Here is a 24,419-nt window from a genome sequence, read left to right as displayed (position 1 = left end):
CCGGTGGCCCCCCGCACTCGCCGGTGACACGGGCAGTCGCAGCGCAGAGTTTCCAGTGGCGGCTCGGTGGGCGACTGCCAGGGCAGACGGAGTTCGCCGGGCCCCGAGCACTCCCCGTGCTCATCGATACGGCAGGCGGGTGCCGTGTAGGGAGCAATGCGTGCGTTCACCGGTCGGTGCCTTCCAGGCAGGTCGCCCCCGCCCGGAGCAGTTCCGCCACCGTGTCCGGCCCGCAGAGCCTGCCCACCTTTTCGACGGGCACGGACCAGTGCAGACCCACCGGCAGCACACGGTCCACCCGGGGCACCCCGAGCCAGCCACCAGGCCCGCGCACCTGCGCGTACGGCGACCGCCACGCCTCGCACGCCCCCGGCGGCACCAGCGCGTAGAACCAGACGGGCGGGTCGCTGATCACCGGGCCGTCGATGATCTCGGCCAGCGCGCCGGAGACGGTGTCCGGCTGCGTGGAGCCGACTGCCGCGTGCACCAACGCTTGGTGCATCCGGACGGCATCGAAGACGACTCCCGTACGCAGTACGGCATGGCGACCCGCGAGCCAGTCCTGGCGAGCGACGTCGGGATGGCTGAGGGACGACATCAGCCAGCGGGAGATCGCCGCTTCGGTCCGTGCTCTGGTGTACACAACTGCCCCTGTCATCAGCGGTTTCGACTTCCGATGACGACCGTAGGAGCAGTATGGCAAGCGCGGGCGCACAGATTGTGCGCCCTCATTCAGGCAGCCAACAGCCCGATCTTGACGGCGAGTTCCGACGCTCGGCGGCGGCGGGCAGGGCTCTTCGACTTGGTCTCTGCCAGCACTATCGTCTTGGCGTATCCGTTGTACTTGACCGTCTCCGGCGCAGTCTCGTACGCCCGGGCCAGCGTGGACAGGGCGGCGTCCGGCTGCCCGTCCATCTGATAGCCGCGGGCGGCTTCGATTCGGTGGCGGGCGCGTCGCGGGCGGGAGGGGATGAACGTTGCCTCGGACGTGGCGGCCTGTCGTACCGATTCTCCTCCGGCGTGCAGTTCGACGGCGACGGTGACGGCATGAGCGCCCATGATGGCGTGGGAGAAACTGGTCATCGGGTGGTAATACGCGGCGGGCAGGCGTTGCGACATGGCTCGTGCCTGGTCCCAATAGCGCCATGCGGTGCCCGTCTCTCCACGGCGCGCAGCCGTGTACCCGGCTTCGAAGGTCAGCGCCCCGGTGATGGCGAGAACATCGTCCGAAGCGTCCGGGAGGAGCGGCGTAAGGAACGCCAGTGCCTCCTGGTTCACGGCGTCCGCCGCGTCGTAGTGGCCAGGGCCCGAGTCGCGGTGCGCCTGCGCCGCGAGCCAGGCCGCGACGCCGATGACGTGCGGGTCCTCGGACTCCTGCGCGGCGATCATTCCGCGCTCGGCGACGCGCCACAACAGCGCGGGGTCCGGCTGATAGGCCACGAAGAACTGCGACAGGGAGTACACCTCGGAGAGCGCGGCCTGCGCCGTGCGGCGCTCTGCGGCGCGATCGGACTGGCGTACGGCGAGTTGCGCGTCCCGGATGAGCCCCGGCAGCAGCGCGCCCACGACCTCCCGGTGATTCGGAGCCGCGTGCCGGGCCGTCCAGGCGCGGGCGAGCCGGGCCCTGATGTGGGCGATCGGCGGCGCCTCGCGTGACGGTGCAAGGCGATAGGCGTTGACCGCCGTCCGCACGGCGCCGAGGCGCGGATGCCCGGGGCCGGTGAAGAGATCGACGTGCGCTGACTCGTCCCCGGTGAGTTCGGCGAGGTCCTGTACACGCAGCACCTCGGCCATCCGGAGGATGACATCCAGCTTGGGTGTCTTGAGGCGGCCCACTTCCACTGCCCTCACCCACGAAGCGGACTTACCGCCGATCAGTCCGCCGAGTTGCTCTCGGGTCATGCCCCGACGGGTACGGAGAATCTTGAGCCTCTGCCCGAAGGCGATGGGGTCGGCGTACGGGTCCGGGGTGGCGTCAGATGACACGGCCTTGCCCTTCTCTGGACAGTTCGTCGTTCGTGTCAGCGTATGGGCGGGGCCACTCCCGTGTGAGCCCTCATGGAAATGAACCCTGATGGGGATGGCGAAGCCGCCATCCGGCGCGTTACGCATCGTAGACGCGAGATAGTGGCCGCGACCTGCTGTCGAGTTGAGGAGAAGGGCCACATGGCGACACTGGCTGTGACTGGGCACATGGACCTCACAGAGGAAAGCGTCCCTCTCGTGCGGGCCGCTCTGCGGGAGTTCCTCCAGCCGTACAGGGACGGACTTGTCGGCGTGTCCTGCATCGCGGCCGGGTCCGATTCCCTGTTCGCCGAAGTCGTGATCGAGGTCGGCGGGAGACTCGTCGTGGTGATCCCCTCACGGGACTACCGGGACGCCAAGGTCAAGCCGGATCACGCTCCCGTCTTCGACCGACTGCGCGGGGCGGCGGCTGAGGTTCTCGTGATGCCGCACGAGTCCGCGAACCGGCATGCGTACGAGGCCGCCAACTCCGTGTTGCTGGAGCGGGCGGACCGGCTGATCGCGGTGTGGAACGGTGAGCCGCCTTCGGGCAAAGGAGGGGGCACGGCGGATGTCGTGGCCGAGGCTCGGGAGGCCGGACTTCCCGTGGATGTGGTGTGGCCGGACAAGGCCGCACGCCGAGGCTGACCGCCGGCTGCGGGGAAGCCCCGTGGGGACGTCCCGCCCTCGCTACGCGCCGCCGAAGCTCGCGAAGTACGTCGCCGCCATGTCGTCCTCGCCGTGTCCCTGGGCCTCCGCCCGGCGGAAGCGTTCCGCGCCCGCCGCCGCGAGGTCCAGGCGTACGCCCTCGGCCGCGCCCGCCGCGACGATCAGGCGGGCGTCCTTGGCGGCCGTGGTGACCGTGAAGCTCGGGGTGTAGTCGTCGTTCAGGATCGCGTGGGACTTGGCATGGAGGTAGCCGCAGTCCATCGCACCGCCCGTCATGGCCTCCAGGAAGTGGTTCGGGTCCACGCCGAGCCCCTTGGCCAGGGAGAGCGCCTCGGCCGTGCCGTTGGTGAGGGCCAGGACCCAGCTGTTGCAGACGAGCTTGAGCCGGGTGGCCGCCGCCGTGGTGCCGTCCTCGCCGAGCCAGACCGTACGGCTGCCCACCGCGTCCAGGACCGGGGCGAGCGGCCCCCGTGCCTCCTGCGGGCCCGCGGCCAGGATCAGGAGTTCGCCGCTCTCCGCGGGGGCCCGGGTGCCGAGGACCGGGGCGTCGACGAAGAGCAGCCCCCGCTCCGCGGCCAGTTCGGCCAGCGGGGTGACGGCCTCGACGCCCACCGTCGTCGACTGGAGCCAGACGGCGCCACGGCGCAGGCCCGGCGCCGCGGCCTCCATCGCCTCCAGCGCGGCCGGTCCGTCGTACAGCATCGTGAGGACGACGTCCGCGCCGCTCACCGCCTCGGCGGGGGTCCCGGCGACCCGGGCGCCGTCGGCGGCGAGGGGCTCGGCCTTGGCGGGGGTGCGGTTCCAGACGCGTACGTCGAGTCCGGCGCGGCAGAGGTTACGGGCCATCGCGGCGCCCATGATTCCGGTGCCGAGGACGGCTACTGCGAGGGTGTCAGCCATAGGGCCACCGTAGGCCCGGGGGCGGTGCGCCGCACAGGCCGGGCCTCTGCACGGGCGCCCGCACCTGCCGGGCGTCCGCTCAGACCACCTGGTGGAGCCAGCGCACCGGGGCGCCCTCGCCCGCGTACCGGAACGGCTCCAGTTCGTCGTCCCACGGCTTGCCGAGCAGCTTGGCGATCTCCGCCGCCAGCACGGTCTCGCCCTGCTGCGCGCGGGCGAGCGCCGCCCGCAGCCGGTCCTCGGGGACCAGGATGTCGCCGTGCATGCCGGTGACCGCGTGGAAGATGCCCAGGTCAGGGGTGGCGCTGTAGCGTTCGCCCTCGGCCGTGGGGCAGGGTTCCGCGGTGACCTCGAAGCGGAGCATCTGCCAGCCGCGCAGCGCGGATGCGATCTTGGAGGCGGTGCCCGCCCGGCCCTTCCAGGAGACCTCGGCCCGCCAGGTGCCGGGCGAGGCCGGCTGCCTGATCCAGTCGAGCTGGACCCGCAGCCCCAGCACCCCGGCCACCGCCCATTCGACATGGGGACACATCGCGCGCGGTGCGGAGTGAATGTACAGAACTCCACGTGTCGTCACCGGGACCTCCAGTGTGGGACGAGGTTCGCCTTTCCCAGCGGCCTCAGTAAACAGCATCGGGAGTGAAACCCCGCAAAAGGGACAGCTTGTGACGTGAGGTAATTTACCGGAGCCGAGCGATCAGGCGCCTCTGTTTCGACGTGGGAAAAGCTATCGTGCGGTGGGGTGCCCGGGGTGACGTACCGTCGGTCCCGAGGCCGATATGCGCGAAGCCTTCACTCGCCCGAACGGCGCCGGGGCGGCCGGACCCCGGGAAGACCGAGCACACGCGACGGACGCCGATCGGGAGGCCTGATGCGAGGAGAGAGCCTGCGGAGCCGTGGCGGGCCCGGGCGGGCCCGTACCGTGTTCGCGGCCGTGACCGCCGCCGTCCTCGCCGGGACGGGGGTGCTCACCGGGTGCACCTCCTCCGACTCCGCCTCCTCCGACTCCTCCACCGAGGCGGCCAGGCCCTCTCCGCGCCCCACCCCGGTCTGGGACCGCAGCCCGTCCTCCGTCGCCGCCGTCGGGGACTCGATAACGCGTGGCTTCGACGCCTGCGGGGTGCTCGCCGACTGCCCCGAGGTGTCCTGGGCGACCGGTACGGACCGTGCCGTACGGAGCCTCGCCTACCGGCTCCTCGACGGGCCGCCGGCGGAGCTGCTCGCGGAGAAGACCTGGAACTTCTCCGAGACGGGCGCCCGGATGGCCGATCTGCCGGCCCAGATGGCGCGGGCCGCGCAGCACGAACCGGAGCTGGTCACGGTCCTGGCCGGCGCCAACGACGCCTGCCGGAACTCGACGGAGCGGATGACTCCGGTCGACTCCTTCAGGTCCTCGTTCGAGGCGTCGCTGCGCCGGCTCCGCGCGGGCGCGCCCAAGGCGCAGGTGTATGTGTCGAGCGTGCCGGACCTCAAGCGGCTCTGGTCGGCGGGGCGCGGCAATCCGCTGGGCCGTCAGGTCTGGAAGCTCGGGATCTGCGCGTCGATGCTCGGCGACTCCCAGGACGACAGCAAGGCCGCCGGGGCGCGGCGGGATCTGGTGTACGAGCGGGTGGTGGCGTACAACGGCGCGCTGCGGGACGTGTGCGCGAAGGACAAGCGCTGCCGGTACGACGGCGGCGAGGTCTTCGCCGTCCGGTTCAGCGGCAAGCAGCTCAGCCCCTGGGACTGGTTCCACCCCAGCAAGAACGGGCAGGGCAGGCTGGCGGAGATCGCGTACCGCAATGTCACGGCGGCTCGGCCGCCCGCGTAGGGTGCTTGATCGTGACTGTCATGAACACCGAGCGCGTCGGCGCCACGCCCGAGGGTACGCCCGTCGACCGCTGGACCCTGGAGCGGGCCGGTACCCGGATACGCCTGCTGACGTACGGCGGCATCGTGCAGTCGGTGGAGGTTCCCGACCGGAACGGCGCCGTCGCCGACATCGTCCTCGGCTTCCCCGACCTCGCCGGTTATCTGGACCACCGGGGCCCGTACTACGGGGCCCTCGTCGGCCGTTACGCGAACCGGGTCGCGGGTTCCGCCTTCACCCTGGACGGGGTGGTGCACCGGGTCACGCCCAACGAGGGGCCGAACTGCCTGCACGGCGGCACGTACGGCTTCGACCGGCGGGTGTGGGACGCGGAGCCGGTGGGCGGGGACGAGTACGGGGTACGGCTGTCGCGGGTCAGCCCGGACGGTGAGGAGGGTTTCCCCGGCCGCCTCGACGTGTCGGTGTCGTACACGCTGGACGAGGACGGGGCGCTGCGCATCGCGTACCGCGCGGTGACGGACGCCCCCACGCACATCGCGCTGACCAACCACACGTACTGGAACCTGGGCGGCGCGGGCGGTGCTCCGGCGACGGCGGGGCACGAGCTGCGGATCGCGGCCGGCCGGATCACCCCGGTGGACGGCTCCCTCCTGCCGACCGGGGAGTTGGCACCGGTCGACGCCACGCGCTTCGACTTCCGCAAGTCCCGTCCGGTGGGCCCCGGTTACGACCACAACTTCGTCCTGGACGGCGGGCGGGGCGACGGCGCTCCGGAGGACGCGCTCGCGGCCGAGCTGTACGACCCGGCGTCCGGCCGGGTGCTGACGATCACCACCACCGAGCCGGGGCTCCAGCTCTACACCGGGGACCACTTCGACGGGAAGCCGTTCGGGCCCGGCGCCGGGATCGCGCTGGAGACCCAGCACTTCCCGGACTCGCCGAACCGGCCGGACTTCCCGAGCACGGTGCTGCGGCCCGGCGAGGTGTACGCGTCGACCACGGTCTGCCGGTTCTCCACGCGCTGACGCGGCGCGCACAGGGGTGCGGCCCCGGGGTGGTGTCAGGTTCCGCCCCGGGGCCGCACGTCTTTCTCCCGCCCGCTCACCTCACGCCAGGCCCTTGGCCGCCACGAGGGTGCTCAGCCGGCGGTCGGTGACGGAGCGGGCCGCCTGGACCTCGTACGTACCGGCGACGTACCGCCAGGAGCCGGACGCCTCGTCCCAGATCTCGAACGCCCGGCGGCGCAGCGGGATGCGCACGTCGACGCGCTCGCCGGGCGCCGCCGCCACGGAGGCGAAGCCGGCCAGCCAGCGCGCCGGGCGCTCGACCTGGTCCGCGTCCGCTGCGGCCACCGGCGCGAGATAGATCTGGACGACCTCGCGGCCCGCGCGCGGACCGGCGTTGCGCACCCGCACCCATGTCTCCTCCGGGGTGGCGGCGATCGTCTCGTACTCCCAGTCGGTGTAGCCGAGGCCGTGGCCGAAGGGGTAAGCGGGGGTCGCGCCCGCCCGCTCCCAGGCCCGGTAGCCGATGAACACGCCTTCGGTGTACGGGAGTTCGCCGTTCTCCGGGGTGGTCCTGGTGACCGGCGCCTCGGCGAGGACGGCGGGCCAGGTGGTGGGCAGCCGGCCGGCCGGCTCCGCCGCGCCGAGCAGGACGTCGGCGAGCGCCCCGCCGCCCTCCTGGCCGGGGAACCAGGTCAGCAGCACCGCGGCCACGTCCGCGCGCCACGGCAGCTCCACCGGGGAGCCGGTGTTGACGACCACGACCGTGTTCGGGTTGACGGCGGCGACGGCGCGCACGAGGTCGTCCTGACGGCCGGGGAGCCGCAGGCTCTCCCGGTCGAAGCCCTCGGACTCGACGCTCTCCGTCGTGGCGACCACGACCACGGCGGTGGCGGCGGTACGGGCGGCCTCGACGGCCTCCGCGATCAGCTCGTCGGGGTCGTGGCGCGGGCCGAGGTGGAGCAGGGAGAGGGCGACGGCGCTGATCGGGGCGTCCGGCATCGTGAAGACGGTGTACTGGAGGGAGACCTCGACCCGCTCCCCCTCGGTCAGGGTGGCGCGGGCGCGCTCCACGGGTGCCCCGAAGAACTCCTCGAACGGGTCGGCGCCGGGGCCGGGTTCCTGGGAGCCCTCGAAGAGGACGTCGCCGCCGACGGTCAGCCGGAAGCCGCCGAGGCCGCGGGTGCCGAAGGTGTGCTCGCCGCTCTCCCGGGGTGTGAACGTGCCCGTCAGCTCGACGGTGTGGAGCGCCTCGTGGGTGACCCCGTCGGGCAGGTCGCTGCCCGCCCACTGCACCCGGCCGTCGGGGACGGCGGCGGTGCCCAGGACCTGCCCTGCGGCGTCCCGGCAGACGGCGGTCAGCTCGAACCCCTGTCCCGCGTCGGCGAGTTCGTCGCTGGGGTCGGCGCCGATCGCGTACGTCAGACGCCCCGGCGGGAGCGCGGCGGTGAGGCCGTCCAGCGGGGAGACGACATGGTCGGGGAAGACGGTCGCCGAACCGCCGCCGAGGACCCGGGCGTCGCGGGCGGCGGCGCCGCTGAGCGCGATCGTCCCGTCCGCCGGGTCCAGCGGGAGCGCGGGGCGGCCTCCCCGTTCCTCGTTCCGTACGAGGACGAAGGAGCGGCGGGCGATCTCGCGGGCCAGCGCCTCGCCGTCGATCGGCGCGGGCGGGTCGGTGACGGCGGCGGGCGCGCCGTCGAGGGCGCCGACCCGGGCGGCGAGCAGCAGGACCCGGCGTACGGCGTCGTCGACGGCGGACTCCGCCACGTCCCCGGCCCGTACGGCGGCGGCCAGCGCCTCGCCGTAGACCGTGCGCGGCCCCGGCATCGCGACGTCCAGACCGCCGAGGAGCGCGCCGACGGTGGAGCGCGCGGCGAGCCAGTCGGAGACGATGTAGCCGTCGAAGCCCCACTCGCCGCGCAGCACATCGTTCTGGAGGTAGCGGTGCTCGGTCATCGTGGAGCCGTTGACCTGGTTGTACGCGGCCATGATGCCCCACGGGTGGGCGTTGGCGACGATCGCCTCGAAGGGCGCGAGATACAGCTCGCGCAGCGGGCGCGGGGCGACGAGGTTGTCGACGGTGAAGCGGTCGGTCTCGGCGTCGTTGGCGACGAAGTGCTTGACCGTCGTACCGACCCCGCCGTCCTGGACGCCGAGCACATAGCCGGTGCCGATCTCGCCGGTGAGGTACGGGTCCTCGCTGTACGCCTCGAAGTGCCGGCCGCCGAGCGGCGAGCGGTGCAGGTTGACGGTCGGCGCGAGCAGGACGTGCACGCCCTTGCGGCGCGCCTCCTGCGCGAGCAGCCGGCCCGCCTCGCGGGCCAGCCCCGGGTCCCAGGAGGCGGCGAGCGCGGTCGGGGACGGCAGCGCCACCGACGGGTCGCCCGCGGTCCAGCGCACTCCGCGCACCCCGACGGGCCCGTCGGACATGACGAGGGACGCGAGCCCGATCTCGGGCAGGCCGGGCAGGGACCACATGTCCTGGCCGGCCAGCAGCCGGGCCTTGGCGTCCAGATCGAGCGCGCCGAGGGCCGCGGCGACGGCGGCGTCACGTGCCTGATCGGCCCGGGTGGTGGGTGCGTCGGCCACGGCCGTACCTCCTCGTCAGTGTTACTGCGTACCGGCGGTCGAAGGAATGGTTACATGGGGACGCCCCATTCTGTAGACCGGTAAGTTTGGTTATTTCTCCGTTACTTTTGAGGTACGAGGGAGCGGTCGATGGCGAGGGCCAGGAGCGAGGAGCGGCGCGCGGACATCCTCCGCGCCGCCCTCGAAGTGATCGCGGAACGCGGCTACCGCGGCGCGGCCCTGGGCGCGGTGGCCGAGCGCGCCGGCCTGACCCAGCAGGGGCTGCTGCACTACTTCCCCTCCAAGGAGGCGCTGCTCGTCGCCGTACTGGAGGAGCGCGACCAGTGGGACACGGGCGGACGCAGCGACGGCCGGCGGGGGTGGCGGCTCGATCTGCTGGGCTCGCTCGTGGAGTACAACGCGATGCGCCCGGGGATCGTGCAGACCTTCTCGGCGCTGCTCGGCGAGAGCGTGACGGAGTCCCACCCGGCGAGGGAGTTCTTCACCCGCCGCTACACGCAGGTACGGGGCGAGATGGCCGAGGTGCTTCGCGGCGAGTTCGGCGACCGGCTGCCCGGCGGACTGACCCCGGAACAGGCGGCGCCGCTGCTGACGGCGGTGCTGGACGGGCTCCAGTACCAGTGGCTGCTGGACCCGGACGCGGTGGACATGGCGGCGGCGTTCCGCGACTTCCTGACCCTGCTGCGGGCGGGGGGCGCCGGGGCGCCTCAGGCCCCGGGGCCGCCGGAAGGCACGGGGGCGCCCGCGTGAGCGATTCTTCGGGCTACCGCCGACCGTACGGTCAGGGCATGAACGACGCCACGCACGAGTACTGCGACAGCGGAGGATTCCCGGTGCAGGTGACCGCTGCCCCTGGGCATCGTTCCGCCATGGACCGGCTGAAGGAACTCGTCGACGATCACGAGGCCCGCCACGGAGAACTCAGCGATGACGATCCGTTGACTGAACTAGATCCAGTATTCTCGCAGGTCAGATAGCCCTTCTGCTAGTTTCCGTGGATGCTTGGACGTGATCCCGAGAGGGAGTTAGCAAGCTTCGTGCTGCCCGAGGCCGGACAACTGGCGGAGACGGGAGATCGATGGAGGCCGTTTGTCCTGCTGGACGCGGACGGGGTCGAGATCGAACCCGTGGCCGCCTTCTTCGCGGAGCTGCTGGCTTGTGACAAGTCAGCAGCCACGATCCGGTCGTACGGAATGGATCTGCTGCGTTGGTGGCGCTTCCTGTGGGGCTGGGGGATCGCATGGGATCGAGCAGTCCGGTCGGACGCTCGGGACTTCGCCCGCTGGATGAAGATCGCGAACAAACCCGCACCGCGACACTGGCGCCACCGACGGGACATCAAGACACAGACAGCACCAAACCGAGTACCGGAGCAGCTGCCTCCCGGAGCCCCCAATCCGATCACGGGAAAGTCGTCACCAGGGTTGAGGTATGCGCCGACAACGCGAGCGCACTGCGAGACCGTCCTGCGGGCCTTCTACGACTTCCACCTCTCCGAAGGAACCGGGCCGATCCTGAACCCGTTTCCACTGGATCGCTCCCGGCGCCATGGCAGGACACACGCTCACCACAACCCTGACAAGCGGTTTCGCCACGAACAGCAAGGCCGCTATCGGCCGACCATCCCCAAGAGAGCCCCTCGGCGGATCCCCGACGCAATGTTCAACGCACTCTTCGCCGCGCTGAAGCATGACCGTGATCGAGCTCTGCTGGCCTTCTGGGTTTCCAACGGGGCACGCGCCGAGGAACTGCTCACCAGTCGGCAACGCGACGCACTGCCCGGCCAACAAATCCTGGGGGTGGTCCGCAAGGGGAGCCGGGCCTATCAACAACTTCCCTGCTCAGCGGACGCTTTCGTCTGGCTACGGCTCTATCAGGAGAGCGCCTGGCAGGCTGGGGTGCCCCGCGGACAGAACGAGGGGTTGTGGTGGACGTTGCGCCGCCCGTGGCGTCCCCTGAACTATCCGGCGGCCCGTGCGATGTTCAACCGGGCCAACAGTTTGCTCGGTTCGAACTGGACTCTCCACGATCTTCGACACACCGCCGCCTTTCGGCTGGCGCGGGATCCGAAGATGCCGCTGACCGACGTGCAGTGGGTGCTCGGTCATGCACACCTGTCGACGACACAGCTCTATCTTCCGGCCGACCGGGACGAGGTGATCGAACATGTTCGGGCACACCATGCCCGACGGGCCAAGTCCGCCGAGCGGACTCCCGCACCTCCGGCAGCCGGCTACAACCCTGAATCCCTCAACAACCTCTTCGGGACAGCCTGGTGACACCTACGGAGACCCTGTCCGTCGCGACGCATGTCGCACCTCCCGCATCCCTGAGCCTGGCCGGGGAGGCATTGAAAGCCGTCGCTTTGCGCTTCCCGCCCAGACCTGCGGAGGATCACTGGGCGGCCACTGCACGCGCGCGAGCCGACATCCTGGCTCGTCTGCAGCAAACTCCTTTGCGGCCGATGAACGTGAAGCAGCACCGAGCCAGGATCCGCGGCGCTCGCCAGATCTTGCAGTGGCTGGAGACGTTCCCGGGGGCCACCTGGCAGCAGCGCTGGAACGCCAGTCCCGCGAGCACGCTTCCTGGCAATGACTGGGCCCGGTTGGCCCCCGGTTGGATCAGAACGGCTGCTGGTCCCTCGCAGCGGCAGGCACTGTCGGGAGGGCTGCTGAGTCTGATCTGCGTCGACGTTGTCAGGCCCGCCCTCGCCTGGCTGCTGTCACGGACCTCGGCCAACATGACGAGCCTGCGGATCGGACTGATCCCTGCCCGTGACCCGGAAGGATTCGCCCAACTTGAAGCGATGATCGAATCTGCCTCGTGGTCCTCCAAGGTTGGGCGTGATGCCCTGCACTCCCTGGTCAAGATCGTGGCCGCCAAGGGCGGCACCTTGGCGGACATCACCGTCGGCGACGCCGTGGAGTATCTCGCCGCACTCAAAGCGGCGAACAAAGCCGCGAACGCCAAAGCGCGCGGCAACACCCTCTTCTACGCCTGGCTGCGAGAGTTAGGCACCCTGCCTGCAGAAGCACCCAGTTCCTTGCGCTACCTGGCCAACACCAGTGGTCAGGTGTCGATGGAGCAGCTCATCGACCGGTTCGGTGTCCGCTGCCGCCCTGTCCGAGATCTCTTGGCGGACTATCTCAAAGAGCGGCAGCCGGGTCTCGACTACACGTCCCTGAACAACTTGTCCCGGCACCTGGCCAGCAACTTCTGGGGTGACCTGGAACAACATCATCCAGGGATCGACTCTCTCCACCTGACGCCCGAGGTGAGCGCGGCCTGGAAGCAGAGATGCCAGACCCGCATCGAACGGCGCCGCCAACCAGACGGAAAAGTGCGTGAAGTAGTGACCGAACGCGCCAACGTCGCCAGCATCATGCTCTCCGTCCGGGCGTTCTATCTCGACATCGCCCAGTGGGCCATTGACGAGCCGGCGCGCTGGGGGCCTTGGGCGGTGCCGAGTCCGATCAAGGACGCTGATGTCGCTGTCGTGAAAGGCAACAAGCGGCGCAAAGCGCGAATGGACCACCGGACGAGGGAACGCCTTCCGGCTCTGCCTCTCGTCGCCCGAGCGGCTTCATCATGCCTGAACGAGGCCAAAGCCCGGCTGCAAGCTCTGATGGCCACCCCGCCAGGCGGTCGGTTCGCTTTCGCGGGCGACACCTTCAGGCGGGCAGCGAAGGACGGCACGACCTGGGCGGTGAACATCGCCACCGGTCGGCGCGTCGACCTGGCCCTCGCGGAGAGCCGAGCGTTCTGGGCCTGGGCGATGGTCGAGTTCCTTCAGCACACTGGTGTCCGCATCGAGGAGATGCTGGAGGCCAGCCATCACAGCCTGATCCAGTACAAATTGCCCACGACCGGCGAAACTGTCCCCCTCCTGCAGATCGCGCCGTCCAAGACCGATGAGGAGCGGGTCATCCTGGTCAGCCCGGAGCTCGCCGATGTGCTGAGTGCGATCATCGCCCGCATCCGCGACCCTCGCACCGGTGCCGTCCCCTACGTCTCCAGTTATGACATGGCCGAGAAGACCTGGAATCCACAGATGCCACTGCTCTTCCAGTGGTGCCGCAGCGGCGAGAATTCCCGCCTCTCCCCGAAGCTCCTGCGCGAAGCACTCCAGGAAGTGCTGGCCTCCACGAATCTGACCGATTCAGCCGGACAGCCCTTGGACTTCTCGCCCCATGACTTTCGGCGAATCTTCATCACCGATGCCATCCGCAGCGGCCTTCCCCCGCACATCGCGCAGGTCATCGCCGGGCACACCAGCATCAACACGACCATGGGATACAACGCCATCTACCCCGGCGAGGCCATCGAAGCCCATCGCGCATTCATCGCCCGGCGCCGAACGCTCCGACCCAGCGAGGAGTACCGAACCCCCACCAACGAGGAATGGGATGCCTTCCTCGGGCACTTCGAGCGACGCAAACTGTCCATCGGAATCTGCGCTCGCGCATTCGGAACTCCCTGCATCCACGAGCACGCGTGTTTATCCGAACTAGCCCAGCTGGCCGCCCGGTGGGGTGGACCGCCATCGAGTTGCTGAAAGTAGTGGGCAGAAATCTCGCCTGCTGGGACCATCCGGGCGTGTCGTGCGGCTGACTCCTGCCTTGTCGCCGATGAACGGGCTTCCGGAGACAGGGGACAATGCAGGATATGGATGACGCGTTCACACTCCTTCGGCGGGCCGTCGACCTGCTGTCCGAGGACGCCGCAGCAGAGAACGGGCAGACGGTTGGGGATGTTCGCGAGGACATCGGGCGCCAGGAGTGGGAGATGGTGCTCGGCGTTCTCATCGAGATCGGGGATGTCCACCCCGTGTCAGTGGACTTCTGGGAACTCCTCGCCGAGGCCGCTCGCCAGATGATGCTCGACCGCAGCTGCCGTTGGTGCGAGTGGCGAGCCTGGGAAGTCCAAAACGGCACCGTCCGGGCAACCCTGAACCTGGTGGGTGCGGAGGAGGGCCGACGCCGGACTGCCTTTTCCGGAGACGGTCGACTCCGGCCGATGTGGGACATCGGCAACCGCAGCGCTGGTGGAGAACGAGAGCTGAGCATCGCAAGGCTGTGGGTGGAGTACGCGCAGGAGCTCGGCCCGGGAGAGACCGCCGACGTTCGGCTGGCTCCCCTGAACCCCGAACAGTGGAGACATCTGAAGTGCGGCGATGTCATCACCATGCACGAAGCCCGACCTGTAGCCGGCACGGCCACCGTGATCGAGATACTGCCGCCACGCACCTGAGCCCGTCTAGTCGTGCCCTCGTCTGGGGCCTGCAGGCACGGCTCTAGCGCGTCAAGTACCGCTGATGGCAGGATGGCCTCCATGATGATCACCAGAAAGGCTCATGCCGCGTAAGCGCCCGGGTGCAATCCGCGCCGTGCGCGAGCGCCAACCGCCCAAGTGGGCGCGTGAACTGCCCACCATCGACCGTCTGTCGGCTGACACGAGTGCCGCGATTCACTTGGTGGAACATAGCTCTCACAGCTATGAGGTCCAACCTGGGCGGACCTCTCAATTCCTCTACAGCTACCGGAATTTCTTGCGCCAGCCCGGTCGGAAGCTGAGGTTGACTGCCTCGGAGTGCCCGGCCTGTCCTGGGTGCCAGTACGACGATGTCGCGGTAGTCAGGGACGCGTTGGAGGGCATAGTGGGCATGCTCCCGCTTCCGGCACGCATCGAACTGCGACGACTGCTTGCCGGCCTTGATGCGGAATTCCGAAGCAGGACACTGCACGATCCTGATCCAAGCCACTGGGTGGACTGGAGCGGGAGTCCGTACCGATGGTGGCACCGACGGCTTTACGCGGGTGTCTAGGGCTATGGGCCGACCCTCCCAGCGATGCTGACTTCTTCGGCGGCAGTGTCTGTCACGGCTCCGGAGTAATGCGACCAACGCTGCTGCGGATGTCGGGCATGCCGAGGTGGACGGTGGACGGCTGGGCTGCACGGTCGCGCATGGCCCCCAGTTTCTGCGCGGCGGCGGCCATGGTGGTTTCGATGGCGGCAACCTCGCCGAGCCAGCCCTGATCCTTTGCCTCTTGGAGGCGGTCGACGAGGTTGGCGTGGATCTCCTGGAGGCGTGGCATCTGGGCTGGGTCCACGAGCAGTAGGGGGCATCTGACACAGGCGTTTTCATGCTGGCATGGGGTCGCGTAGTCGCGGCCGCAGGTCCCCAGGGCGACCCTGCGGAGTTCGAAGTGGGCCAGGAACTCGTCCCACTCTGTGGCGGTGAGCTCGCGGTACTCCTCGCTGGGCCGCTCGGTTCTGCGGCGGGCGATGAAGGCCCGGTGATGGGAGATCACGTCCTGCGGGTAGATCGCGGCGTACCCCATGGTGGTGTCCAAAGCAGCGTGGCCGCAGATCTTCGCGGCGATGTGCGGGGGCAGTCCGGAGCGGAGGGCGTCGGTCACGAAGATCCTTCTGAAGTCGTGGGGGCGCCATTCGAGCGGGTCGCCGGCCACGGTGATCTGGGCGGACTGCGAGGTCGCGACCAGGCACTCGCGGATGTAGCTACGGGTCAGCGGCCGGTCCTCGGTGCCGTACCTGCGTTGGAACAGGAACGGCCTGGGCGGGCTCCAGGTCTGCTCGAACACGTCGTAGGCCGACACCAGCGGCAGAGCGGCATCCCCGGCCCGGACCCGGAAGATCACCGCGGTCAGCACCTCCGCCAGCTCTGGGGAGACCAGCAGCAGCCGCTCCGCATCGGTCTTGGACGGGGCGACCTGCAGCATCGGCACCACCTCGCCGGTAGTGGGCAGGGCGTAGGCGATAAAGCTGTGGTGGGTGAGCTCCAGCATCTCCTCGATCCGGATGCCGGTGTGCCGCAGCACCTCCACCGTCGCCCAGGACCAGAACGCCGCCTCCTCCTCGTGGGTCAGGTTCCGCCGCCTGCCAGCGGCCACCTCGGTGGCGTAGACGCGGCGGGCCTGCCCGGACTGGCAGCGCTCGAACTCCTCCCCGGCAAAGAGGAACCGTGCACCGGCCGGCGTCGCCCGAGCTGCGGTGAGGCGGGCCATGGTGTCCTTGCGCTGCCGGTCGACGGCGCGAAGCAGCGCGGGCAGCAGCGGCAGCTGGGTCCTGGTCCGCTGGTCCATCCGGGACTTCACCCCGGACCTGGCCTTCTTCGTCGCGCACTCGTTCGACTTGATCGGACACGGCGCCACCCAAGGCGCCCACCGCGCAGGATCGTCGGCTGCCCAGCGGGCGATGTCCTGGTAGAACGCCCGGACGAACACCAGCTCGCTGCGGAAGTTTACCCGCGGCCGCACCGGGTGGCCCTGGGCATCACGGATGAAGGCCAGACGTTCCTTCCACGCCTGCGCGACCTCGGGCGCCAGTCGCAGCGACTCGATGCCCGGATGGTGGATCTCCAGGTCGCGCCAGAATGACCGGCACAGGTTGCGGGCGATGGAACGCAGCGAGACGTGGTCGAGCTCGGGAGCCCGCTCGGTGAAGTACTCGACCAGCAGGTCACGGACGGCCCGGCATTCAATGCCGTACGCGTCGACGATCTGCTCGACGCTGCGGCGGCCTTCGATGCGAAGCGCCCGCAGCCGCAGCGGTGCGCTGGCCGGGAGCACGCCGGTCTCCTTGAGCAGGGCGTAGAACAGCGGCCGGCCGGCGCTGCCGCGGAAGTGGTGTTCCTCCAGTGCGGCGGTCAGCTCGATGCAGTCGCCGACGGTGATATCGCTGACCAGGCCGCCCTTGCGGATCACGATCCAGGTGAGTTTGTTCAGGGCGTCGGACCTCGCTGTGGCTGTCGCATGCTGAGCCAGCTGTTCGAGCCGCTGGAAGGCATCGGGGTCGCTGGCGGCCCGGGACTCGGTGAGCATCACCGTCACGCGCTGCCGCAGCAGCCACGGGTAGCTGGGGCGGATCGCCTGCCCGGCGACCAGGAGCACGAGTCCCGTGGCCAGCTCATCGCGCCAGTGGCTCTTGGGCGTGCCGCGTCCCTGCAGGGGCAGATCGGTCCACTCGAAGCCGGCGTCGTCCGCCCCGCTGGCCATCCAGCGATCCTGCCAGGTCTCTCCGGGCTGGCCTTCGAGCCAGTCCAGCAGCTTGCCCAGGCCCCGCCGTCGGGTCTTGTTGCGGGTCAGGCCCGCACCGGGGTCGGTGAACAATCCCAGCAACCGCTCGACCAGGCTCTCCCGGCTCTGACGGGTCTGCCACCAGCTCGCTTCGCCGACTCGCGGTTCCCACTCCAGCGCTTTGTCTACCTCAGGTGACTCAACGGCCCTGGCAACGTCGACGTTCGCGGTCGGGTTCACCGGCTTTCGCCGCCCGCAGCTGATGTCCCGAACAGCGCTGCCAGCACCTCGGGGCGGTACCCCGGCGCCGGCGGGGCCGGCGGTTTGGCCTGCTCGGTGCGCTGCCGCTCGTGGTGGGCCAGGACGTGGGCGACGACCTCGTCGGGAGTGGGAGCGATATAAATTTCCGTGGTGGTGATGTGGGCATGCCCCATGACCCACTGCACGTCGGCGAGGGTCAGGTTGGGATCGCGGACCATCCTCTTGGCCGCGCTGTGCCGCAGATCGTGCAGGGTCCAGTTCGCGCCGAGCAGCTGGTTCGCACGGGTGAAGACCATCCGGGCAGCGTCGTACTCCAGCGGGCGGAAGGGCCGTCGCAGCGTCCACCACAGCGGCTCCGACGGGTGCTTGGGGACCACGCCGCGCAGTTCTTGCTGGTAGACCGCAGCCACACGAACGCGTCGGCGGAGGCGGGGAGATGCTGCAGGACCTGGCTGCCCTTGCGGACCACGCCGATCGTCTGCTCCCCGGGCGCGACCAGACCCTGCGGGACACCCAGCAGTTCAGAGGCGCGGGCGCCGGTGGAGATGTAGAACGCGATCAGTGCCCTGTCCCGGTTGTACTTCAACGCGGCGAACAGGTCGTTGAACGCCTGGTCAGGAATGATCCGCGGGGTCGGCTTGGGCTCCTTGGGCTGATAGGTGCCCCGGCGCGAGGGCCGCCGGAACGGCTGCATCGGGTTGTGATGCGCATTCGGACTCCCCTCGTCGGCAGCCCCGCCCTGGGGGAACGGGTTGATCAGCGGTCGGCCGTGAGTCTCGCGGTGGTACTCGTAGAACGAGCCGATCACCGCGCGAGCGTGCCGCCTGGTCCGAGCGGCATAGTTCTCGCCGGGCACGGCCTTCCCAGTGACCGGGTTCACCGAACCCGGGGCGGGCGCATCGGGACGGCGCTGCCGCGGCGGCTTCTTCGTGGTCTTCAGCCACAGTGCGAAGTCGCGGGCCTCGACCCGGCTCGCGAGATACCAGGGAACGTCCACTGCGCGTAAGAACCGGACCCACGCCAACAGCTCATAGGCGTAAGACCGCAGCGACGTCGGACTCGCGTCGTCGGCGAGCATGTGGTGCAGAAACTCACTGACCGCCGCCACCTCGGTGCCATCGGCGTCTACGAGCCGAAACGGCCTCAGCGGGTCATCGCTCTTCTCAACGCGGCCGACCCGCGCCACCTTCAGCACCGCCACATCCCGGACCGTCGTGCTGTGCTCTGGCATCCATACCTCCACGGGCCGACCTACTCGACGACACGCGATGAAACCAGATCCACCACTACCCGCTCATCACCACGACTCGCGAGCAACAGCCACAACCCCCTTGTCATCACTATGAGTTGACCTGGAAGGGAGCCCAAACTAGTTCGGTCAACGGGACATTCGATGCTCCATGCTCCGACCGGATCCGGCTCAGAGACACCGCCTCGTCGAGATCCGCGACAACCTGATCGCCCGAATCACCGAAGCAGAACAGGAGGGATGGCTCGGTGAGATCGAAGGACTCCAAGTCAGCCTCGCCAGCGCAGAGGAGAAGCTCATCCAGCTCGATGCAGAGCAAGTCCGTCAACGCCATGTGATCGATCTGGGCATGCCCAGCTTCAGCCAGATCGCGACACGAATCAGTACGGCAAGAGGACCTTCAAGTTAGACGAGCTTCATCCACCCGGATGATCTACACCACCCTGACCCAGGCCACGGGCCACGCTCTACGGGCGGCGGGCCAGCAAGTGGGTGTCGAGGAATCCACGCTCGGACGCTGGGTCATGGAGCAACCGAGCAACTGTGACGAGTCCGGCCCCGGTCAGCAGCGCGGCAAACTGCTCCGCCGGCCAGCTATAGGCGGGCGTCACCTTGTGGTCGAAGCGGACCGGCTTCGGTCCCTCGGTCCCGAAGAAGGACACCAGGAGCAGGCCCCCTGGTGCCAGGACACGCACCTGCTCGGCGAGCAGCACGGGCAATTCCTCAGGTGGGGTATGGATCATCGAGTAGTGGGCCAGCACTCCGCCGAGCGCGGCGTCCTCGACCGGCAAGGCCTCCATTCGCGCTTCGTCGAACCGCAGCGCCGGATGGGCCCGCCGGGCGTGGGCGACCATGGCTGGGGAGAGGTCGAGCCCGAAGGCGTCCAGCCCCAAGTCGTGCAGCATAGCCGTCAGATGACCGGGCCCGCACCCGACGTCGGCTGCCCGCAGGTTCCCCGTGGCACGCACGAGCTCGGCGAAGGTACCGATCATGTTCCGCGCGAACGGCTGCGTCTCCAGCCGATTAGCGAACATCGACGCGTACAGGTCGACGACCCCGTCATAGGCCGCCCTAGTCTCGTCCTGGTGGCTTAACACGGGAAGGAAACTAACACCTTCGCCGGTCGCAGCCGTTCGCCGGCCCTTCCCCTCAGGACTGATCGTCCCCTCACCTGATCACGGGACACCCTCGGTAGTTCAGAGAAGAACTCGCCCATGCCGATGGGCTCCTGAGCGGTACAGCGGAGGAACACGACACGGGGCCGGCGGAGGGCACGGGCTCGCCCGGCTGAGCCGGCCGCCTCTCCCCGGCCGGTCCACCGGTGGCCATGGTCAACAGGGCTGTCCGGAGGCGATACTTCCGCCACCCGACGGAAGGACTCCCGTGAGACTCACGCCCCTACGAATACGTCTGCGCGTACGGCCCGATCGGCTCGGGATCGTGCTGCTCACCACCGCCGCGCTCACTCTCGCCGCACTGCCTCCGGCCGCCTCCGCCGCCCCGGCCACGAAGGCGCCCACGCCCACCGTCGAGGAGCAGCGCCTCGACCGGGCCGTGCCGCGGGAGATCCTGCGGCGCAGCGGGTTCGACCAGGTGGCGCCCGATTTCGTACGGGCGTTGCGCGGCGCCGCTTCGTACCGGGCGGCCGAGCGGGCCGTCGGGAGGGAGGGGGCGCGGCTGTGGCAGCGGGCGGTGGACCGGGCGCAGGGGCGTGGGTCCGCGCTCGGGGATCCAGGGGCACCGGCCCTGAGTCGGGACGACGACCGGCCGCTGTACTGGGCGCGGCTGGCGATGAGCCGTGAACTGCGGCAGTGGCAGCCGGGGTTCGGGCTGTCGGAGGCGGCGCGCGCCCGGCTGCTCGGGACGTTGGAGCGTACCTCGCGGGGGCAGGACTCCATGGACTTTCCCAGGACGGACCGCAAGGACGTCAAGCGGATCGTCGTGACCGGCTTCGACCCGTTCACCCTCGACCGTGACATCCGGATCAGCAACCCGTCGGGGGCGACCGCGCTCGCCCTGGACGGCACGGTCGTCGAGACCGCCGAGGGGCCGGCCAGGATCGAGACCGCCGTCTTCCCCGTCCGCTGGCAGGACTTCGCCGACGGGACGGTGGAGCGGGCGCTGCGCCGGCCGCTGGCGCGGGCCGATCTCTTCACCACGGTCAGCCAGGGCCGGGTCGGCCGGATCGACGTCGAGCGGTTCAACGGCGCCTGGCGGGGCGGGTTCGGGGACAACGAGAACGTGTCGGAGACCGGCCTCGTCCCGGTGAGCGACCCGGCTTCGCAGCCGCAGTGGACGGTGACCAGCCTGCCGTACCGCGCGATCGTGGCGGCGGACACCGGCCGCTTCCCCGTGTACGACAACACGTCGGTGACCGAGGTCCCGGCGGGCGCCACCGCCCCGGTGGTGCGCCCTGACGGGCCGACCCTGGGCTCGGCGGCGCGGGCCGGGGGCGGTGGGGACTACCTCTCCAACGAGATCGCCTACCGGGCGACCCTGCTGCGCGACCGGCTCGGCCGGGACATCCCGGGCGGCCATGTGCACACGCCGGTGCTCCAGTTCGGGGCCGGGAACACGGATCCGGCGACGGGGACGGTGACCGACCCGGAGTTCGTACAGAACCGGCTGGACATCATCGCGCAACTCCGGTCGATCATCACCGTGGCCGCCGACGCCTCCTGAGGGCTGCCCTCACCCGCACGGGACGCGCCCGGCTACTTCTCCAGTGTGAGCGGTACGCCGGGCCGTCCCGCGCCCGTGTCGTCCGGCTCCGCATCCCGCTCCGGTTCGCGCTCCGCCGTCAGGTCGCGGACCAGCAGCGTCGCTCCGGCCACCGCCCCCGGCATCAGGAAGACGGCGACGACCGGGACGAGGAAGGCGAGCGCGATCGGGACGCCGAAGCCGAGCGTGAGCATCCGCCGGCCGCGCAGCAGCGCGAGACGTTCCTTCAGCTCGACGCCGCGCCGCTGAAGCGCCACCGCCGTCAGCTCCTCCGCCAGGAAGTAGCCGGTGACGCAGAAGCCGAGCACGGGCACGACCGTCTGCCCGACGACCGGGATGAAGCCGAGCGCGAAGAGCAGGATCCCGTAGAACGCCACCCGCACCAGAATGCGCACGCTGTCCCTGGCGGAGATCCACAGATCGCGCCAGAGCGGCAGCTCCGAGGTCGGGACCTCGCCGCCCTCCGTGCGGTCGACCTCCTCGGACAGCGACTCGTAGAAGGGCTGGCCGACCAGGAGCGTCACCGCGGTGAAGGTGATCACCGCGAGGAAGAGCCCGAGGACGAAGAGCAGCACGGTCAGAAAGCCGCGGAAGAGTCCGAGCCAGGGCGAGGCCCAGCCGTCGGCGAAGGGTGTCGTCCAGGCGATCACGTTGTCGGCCCCGTAGAAGAGCCCGACGAGCGCGCCCGCGTACAGCACCAGGGTGACCAGACCGGGCAGCAGCCCGAACCCCAGCCACCGGCCGTGACCGGCGACCCAGCGCTGGCCCTTCATCACATAGCCGAAACCCGACCCCAGATCATGCATGGAGGTCAGCCTAGTGCCGCGACCGGCCATGTTCGCCCCCAAGGAGCCGTGGTCCAGGGCACTGCGCTCTGATTCTCTAGGAGTGAATGGCCGGCTGTTGCGACGTCACGAGCAGCAGCCAGGTCTCCTCGTCCGCGACGCCGGTGACCGGCAGTTCATGGGAGCCCTGAAACTTCTTGAGGGACTCTCCCGTCGCTGCGGTGAAGTCACCGGTGATGCTGGTCCGGTGCCCCGCGTGATGCAGGAGGATCTGCAGCGCCTCGACGGCATGTCCTTGTGCACGAGAATCGACCAGGACGATCAGGTGGGGCCAGGTGTCCGGTCCGATCTCGCCATCGGGGAGCAGCGCGGCGCGACGCTGCAGTTCCTTCGCCGCGGTCTTGGTGATCTTCCCGAAGATGCCGTCGGCGTTCAGCCGGTATCCGTGCTCGGCGAGGAGGTGCTGTACGGCGAACACCCTTCCGCCCCGGTCCCCTTCGCGGATCAGCGGCCATGTCGCCCGTCCCGGCGTCCGGTTCGCCGACAGAGCGTGGGTACCGCTTTTGTCGTTGTCCGAGCGGAATGCGGGTGCGGTGGTGGCCCACCAGGTCGCCAGGCCGACGAGGAAGACCGGCAGCACGGCGACCGCGGTCCGCAGAACGCTCCTCCGGCGGTCCGGCGCCCTGGTGGGCAGGCACGCGGTTGCCGGGGTGTCGCCCGTCTCCGGCGCAGGGGCTTCGGTCCCGGCCGCGTCGGTGTCGTCGGGCCCGGTGCGTCTGCGTAGCGGTTCCGCGAGTGCCGCCTCGCGCAAGGCGCGGGCACGCTCCAGTTCTTCGACGGGGGCACCCAGACGGGCGTGCAGTTCGGCGATGACTCGGACGGGGGCGTTGGAGGGGTGGCGAGGGTTGAGGTACCGAGACAGCGTTGCCTGGGTGATGACGAGCTGTTTGGCCAGTGACTGCTGAGTCGGCTTGGTCAGCCCGTCGCGCGCCGAGTCGTCCCACCACTTTCGTAGCATCGCGGCGAGTTCCGCCCCTGCCGCGCCGGCTTCCTCTGCGTCGTGATTGCCACGTGCCGTGTCCACTGCCGCTCCTCGATGCAAATGCCTTGTATAACCGCTGGCCGGAGGGTTATCCGCGAGCGGTGCATGCGGTGCATGTTCTGTATCGCGCAGATGCTAGGTGTGGTCGACAAGCAGGCCGCATGGTTGTTCTGCGCCCGGCGTGACCGCCGCGCCCCCTTCCCTGATTCGTATACGCGCAGCTCGCAGGAGACTCCTGGCCGCGCGGGTTCCGGTCCGAGGCAGGGGATTCGACTCTCGGCTCTCCCCCGCAGGAGGTAATCCCATGAACCGCACATCACTCTTCCGTGCACCCCGAACCGTGATGGTCGGCGCCGCTCTGACCGCGCTGACCCTGCTCGCACCCGCAGGACAGGCCGCTGCGACCTTCTCGAATGGCCGTACCACTGCCGAAGCTCCGACCTCGGTCGGCTCGTATCAGCTGCGGTTCGTCAAGCGCTCCACCACCAACTCGACCCTGTCCATCGTCCGCAACGGCAAAGCGGTGGCCGACTTCCGCGCCGGATCGGGAACCAGCACCAGTGATTGCGTCCGGAACGAGGGCTGGCTTCCCAACGGCACCTACACCATCAAGGGGCACTACACCTCTTACAACGGCAGGCTGATCAAGGGCTACGCCATCGATATCGGCAGCAAGAAGTGCCACAACGGCACACCTCGCACCGAGCTGTTCATCCACAGTGAGATGACGCGCTCCGGAGGCCAGGGCAGTACCGAGAGCCGGCGCTGGGACGGTACGAACGACTACAAGTCCAACGGGTGCATCAAGATGCACCCCGAGGACATCAAGAAGCTCTTCCGCAACCTCAAGAGGAACGGCTGGCCGACAACGCTTCAGGTGATCGGCGGCTGACCCATCCGCCTCGGTGTTGCGGCTCCACTCCTCTTCGTGCAAGCCGCAACGCCGAGGCGGAAGAACAGGGAAGAACCTCGAACGCCGGTGAGGGGGCGCACTCGCAGGATGCCTAATGCTTCCCTCGCTCCCCCGCCGCGCCTTGACTTCACAAGTTGAGCCAAAGAGCCTAATTATCCAGTCGACTTCGAAGGGTGAATCCATGACGTCGAGTGGCACCGAGGGTGGCTCGCCGGGGCGGGGGGGGGGGGGGGGGGGGGGGGGGGGGGGGGGGGGGGGGGGGGGGGGGGGGGGGGGGGGGGGGGGGGGGCGGGGCCGGGGGGGGGGGGGGGCGCGGGGGGGGGGGGGGGGGGGGGGGGGGGTGGGGGGGCGGGGGGGGGGCGCGGGGGCGGGGGGGGGGGGCCGAGGATCTTCCCTGGAGCTGGGCGTGCGCCGGGGGCTGGGCCTGGGCGGGCACCCG

At 69.6% G+C, this 24,419-nt stretch carries 22 protein-coding genes; 11 read left to right on the top strand and 11 right to left on the bottom strand.

The genetic code is table 11. The features are described from left to right. Nucleotides 1-166: 166 nt before the first annotated feature. Together ACIBJC_RS22730 and ACIBJC_RS22725 are read right to left on the bottom strand one after the other, a co-directional pair. Nucleotides 167-643 (bottom strand): hypothetical protein, encoded by a 477-nt coding sequence (locus ACIBJC_RS22730; RefSeq protein ID WP_399295236.1) that lies wholly within the window; start codon nt 641-643, stop codon nt 167-169. Between the two features lie 89 nt (nt 644-732). Next, a complete protein-coding gene (locus tag ACIBJC_RS22725) occupies nt 733-1,986 on the bottom strand; it encodes a helix-turn-helix domain-containing protein (RefSeq protein ID WP_399295997.1) in 1,254 nt (417 codons plus the stop codon). 180 nt (nt 1,987-2,166) lie between these two features. Between ACIBJC_RS22725 and ACIBJC_RS22720 the strand changes: the two genes are divergently transcribed. Next, nucleotides 2,167-2,652 (top strand): hypothetical protein, encoded by a 486-nt coding sequence (locus tag ACIBJC_RS22720; protein WP_399295235.1) that lies wholly within the window; start codon nt 2,167-2,169, stop codon nt 2,650-2,652. Between the two features lie 42 nt (nt 2,653-2,694). Here the strand turns inward: ACIBJC_RS22720 and ACIBJC_RS22715 are convergent, their stop codons facing one another. Together ACIBJC_RS22715 and ACIBJC_RS22710 are read right to left on the bottom strand one after the other, a co-directional pair. Further along, on the bottom strand, nt 2,695-3,573 hold the full coding sequence (locus ACIBJC_RS22715; protein ID WP_399295233.1) for an NAD(P)-dependent oxidoreductase: 879 nt from the start codon (nt 3,571-3,573) through the stop codon (nt 2,695-2,697). Between the two features lie 79 nt (nt 3,574-3,652). Further along, entirely contained in the window at nt 3,653-4,147 is a 495-nt protein-coding gene (locus tag ACIBJC_RS22710) for a DUF3145 domain-containing protein (RefSeq protein ID WP_329827275.1), read from the bottom strand. A 294-nt stretch (nt 4,148-4,441) separates the two neighbouring features. Here ACIBJC_RS22710 and ACIBJC_RS22705 point away from each other — a divergent pair, with 294 nt between their 5' ends. Together ACIBJC_RS22705 and ACIBJC_RS22700 are read left to right on the top strand one after the other, a co-directional pair. Then, entirely contained in the window at nt 4,442-5,380 is a 939-nt protein-coding gene (locus tag ACIBJC_RS22705) for a GDSL-type esterase/lipase family protein (RefSeq protein ID WP_399295231.1), read from the top strand. 20 nt (nt 5,381-5,400) lie between these two features. After that, entirely contained in the window at nt 5,401-6,405 is a 1,005-nt protein-coding gene (locus ACIBJC_RS22700; RefSeq protein ID WP_399295230.1) for an aldose epimerase family protein, read from the top strand. A gap of 81 nt (nt 6,406-6,486) precedes the next feature. On the opposite strand, the gene ACIBJC_RS22695 is transcribed toward ACIBJC_RS22700, so the two are convergent. Next, nucleotides 6,487-8,973, bottom strand: coding sequence for a glycoside hydrolase family 3 protein (locus tag ACIBJC_RS22695; protein WP_399295228.1), 2,487 nt, complete (start codon nt 8,971-8,973; stop codon nt 6,487-6,489). Nucleotides 8,974-9,102: 129 nt separating this feature from the next. Between ACIBJC_RS22695 and ACIBJC_RS22690 the strand changes: the two genes are divergently transcribed. The 5 genes from ACIBJC_RS22690 (at nt 9,103) to ACIBJC_RS22670 (ending at nt 14,223) form a co-directional block, all read left to right on the top strand. Next, nucleotides 9,103-9,723 (top strand): TetR/AcrR family transcriptional regulator, encoded by a 621-nt coding sequence (locus ACIBJC_RS22690; protein ID WP_399295226.1) that lies wholly within the window; start codon nt 9,103-9,105, stop codon nt 9,721-9,723. Nucleotides 9,724-9,761: 38 nt separating this feature from the next. After that, nucleotides 9,762-9,950 (top strand): hypothetical protein, encoded by a 189-nt coding sequence (locus ACIBJC_RS22685; RefSeq protein ID WP_399295224.1) that lies wholly within the window; start codon nt 9,762-9,764, stop codon nt 9,948-9,950. 21 nt (nt 9,951-9,971) lie between these two features. Beyond that, entirely contained in the window at nt 9,972-11,252 is a 1,281-nt protein-coding gene (locus ACIBJC_RS22680; RefSeq protein WP_399295222.1) for a tyrosine-type recombinase/integrase, read from the top strand. Between the two features lie 185 nt (nt 11,253-11,437). Next, nucleotides 11,438-13,528 (top strand): tyrosine-type recombinase/integrase, encoded by a 2,091-nt coding sequence (locus ACIBJC_RS22675; RefSeq protein ID WP_399295220.1) that lies wholly within the window; start codon nt 11,438-11,440, stop codon nt 13,526-13,528. A gap of 101 nt (nt 13,529-13,629) precedes the next feature. After that, nucleotides 13,630-14,223, top strand: a complete 594-nt coding sequence (locus ACIBJC_RS22670) for a hypothetical protein (RefSeq protein ID WP_399295218.1) — start codon at nt 13,630-13,632, stop codon at nt 14,221-14,223. A gap of 626 nt (nt 14,224-14,849) precedes the next feature. On the opposite strand, the gene ACIBJC_RS22665 is transcribed toward ACIBJC_RS22670, so the two are convergent. Genes ACIBJC_RS22665 through ACIBJC_RS22655 form a run of 3 tightly spaced genes read right to left on the bottom strand, consistent with a single transcriptional unit; the run spans nt 14,850 to nt 18,501 of the window. Further along, nucleotides 14,850-17,249, bottom strand: a complete 2,400-nt coding sequence (locus tag ACIBJC_RS22665; protein ID WP_399295216.1) for a tyrosine-type recombinase/integrase — start codon at nt 17,247-17,249, stop codon at nt 14,850-14,852. Beyond that, nucleotides 17,246-17,566 (bottom strand): tyrosine-type recombinase/integrase, encoded by a 321-nt coding sequence (locus ACIBJC_RS22660; RefSeq protein WP_399295214.1) that lies wholly within the window; start codon nt 17,564-17,566, stop codon nt 17,246-17,248. The genes ACIBJC_RS22665 and ACIBJC_RS22660 overlap by 4 nt, the downstream gene beginning before the upstream one ends. Beyond that, nucleotides 17,467-18,501: a hypothetical protein gene (locus tag ACIBJC_RS22655; protein ID WP_399295212.1), complete on the bottom strand. Its 1,035-nt coding sequence runs from the start codon at nt 18,499-18,501 to the stop codon at nt 17,467-17,469. Before ACIBJC_RS22655 ends, ACIBJC_RS22660 begins: the two co-directional genes overlap by 100 nt. A 169-nt stretch (nt 18,502-18,670) precedes the next feature. Between ACIBJC_RS22655 and ACIBJC_RS22650 the strand changes: the two genes are divergently transcribed. Continuing rightward, nucleotides 18,671-18,928 carry a hypothetical protein gene (locus ACIBJC_RS22650; protein WP_399295210.1) on the top strand — a complete coding sequence of 86 codons (258 nt, stop codon included), beginning with the start codon at nt 18,671-18,673 and terminating at the stop codon, nt 18,926-18,928. Between the two features lie 58 nt (nt 18,929-18,986). On the opposite strand, the gene ACIBJC_RS22645 is transcribed toward ACIBJC_RS22650, so the two are convergent. Continuing rightward, nucleotides 18,987-19,616 carry a class I SAM-dependent methyltransferase gene (locus ACIBJC_RS22645; RefSeq protein WP_399295208.1) on the bottom strand — a complete coding sequence of 210 codons (630 nt, stop codon included), beginning with the start codon at nt 19,614-19,616 and terminating at the stop codon, nt 18,987-18,989. Nucleotides 19,617-19,929: 313 nt separating this feature from the next. On the opposite strand from ACIBJC_RS22645, the gene ACIBJC_RS22640 reads away from it, so the two are divergent. Continuing rightward, nucleotides 19,930-21,201, top strand: a complete 1,272-nt coding sequence (locus ACIBJC_RS22640) for a pyroglutamyl peptidase (RefSeq protein ID WP_399295995.1) — start codon at nt 19,930-19,932, stop codon at nt 21,199-21,201. 32 nt (nt 21,202-21,233) lie between these two features. Here ACIBJC_RS22640 and ACIBJC_RS22635 read toward each other — a convergent pair whose 3' ends face one another. Both ACIBJC_RS22635 and ACIBJC_RS22630 read right to left on the bottom strand, forming a co-directional pair. Beyond that, complete coding sequence (locus ACIBJC_RS22635) at nt 21,234-22,046, bottom strand: EI24 domain-containing protein (protein WP_399295206.1); 813 nt, start codon at nt 22,044-22,046, stop codon at nt 21,234-21,236. Between the two features lie 76 nt (nt 22,047-22,122). Beyond that, on the bottom strand, nt 22,123-23,109 hold the full coding sequence (locus ACIBJC_RS22630) for a peptidoglycan-binding protein (RefSeq protein ID WP_399295204.1): 987 nt from the start codon (nt 23,107-23,109) through the stop codon (nt 22,123-22,125). A 262-nt stretch (nt 23,110-23,371) separates the two neighbouring features. Between ACIBJC_RS22630 and ACIBJC_RS22625 the strand changes: the two genes are divergently transcribed. Beyond that, complete coding sequence (locus ACIBJC_RS22625; RefSeq protein ID WP_399295202.1) at nt 23,372-23,959, top strand: L,D-transpeptidase; 588 nt, start codon at nt 23,372-23,374, stop codon at nt 23,957-23,959. Nucleotides 23,960-24,419 lie beyond the last annotated feature (460 nt).

This window comes from Streptomyces sp. NPDC050509 (assembly GCF_044457965.1).
In the GTDB taxonomy this organism is placed as follows: domain Bacteria; phylum Actinomycetota; class Actinomycetes; order Streptomycetales; family Streptomycetaceae; genus Streptomyces.
Note: the sequence above shows the minus strand (reverse complement) of the source record. Positions and strands in the feature narration are given on the sequence as shown.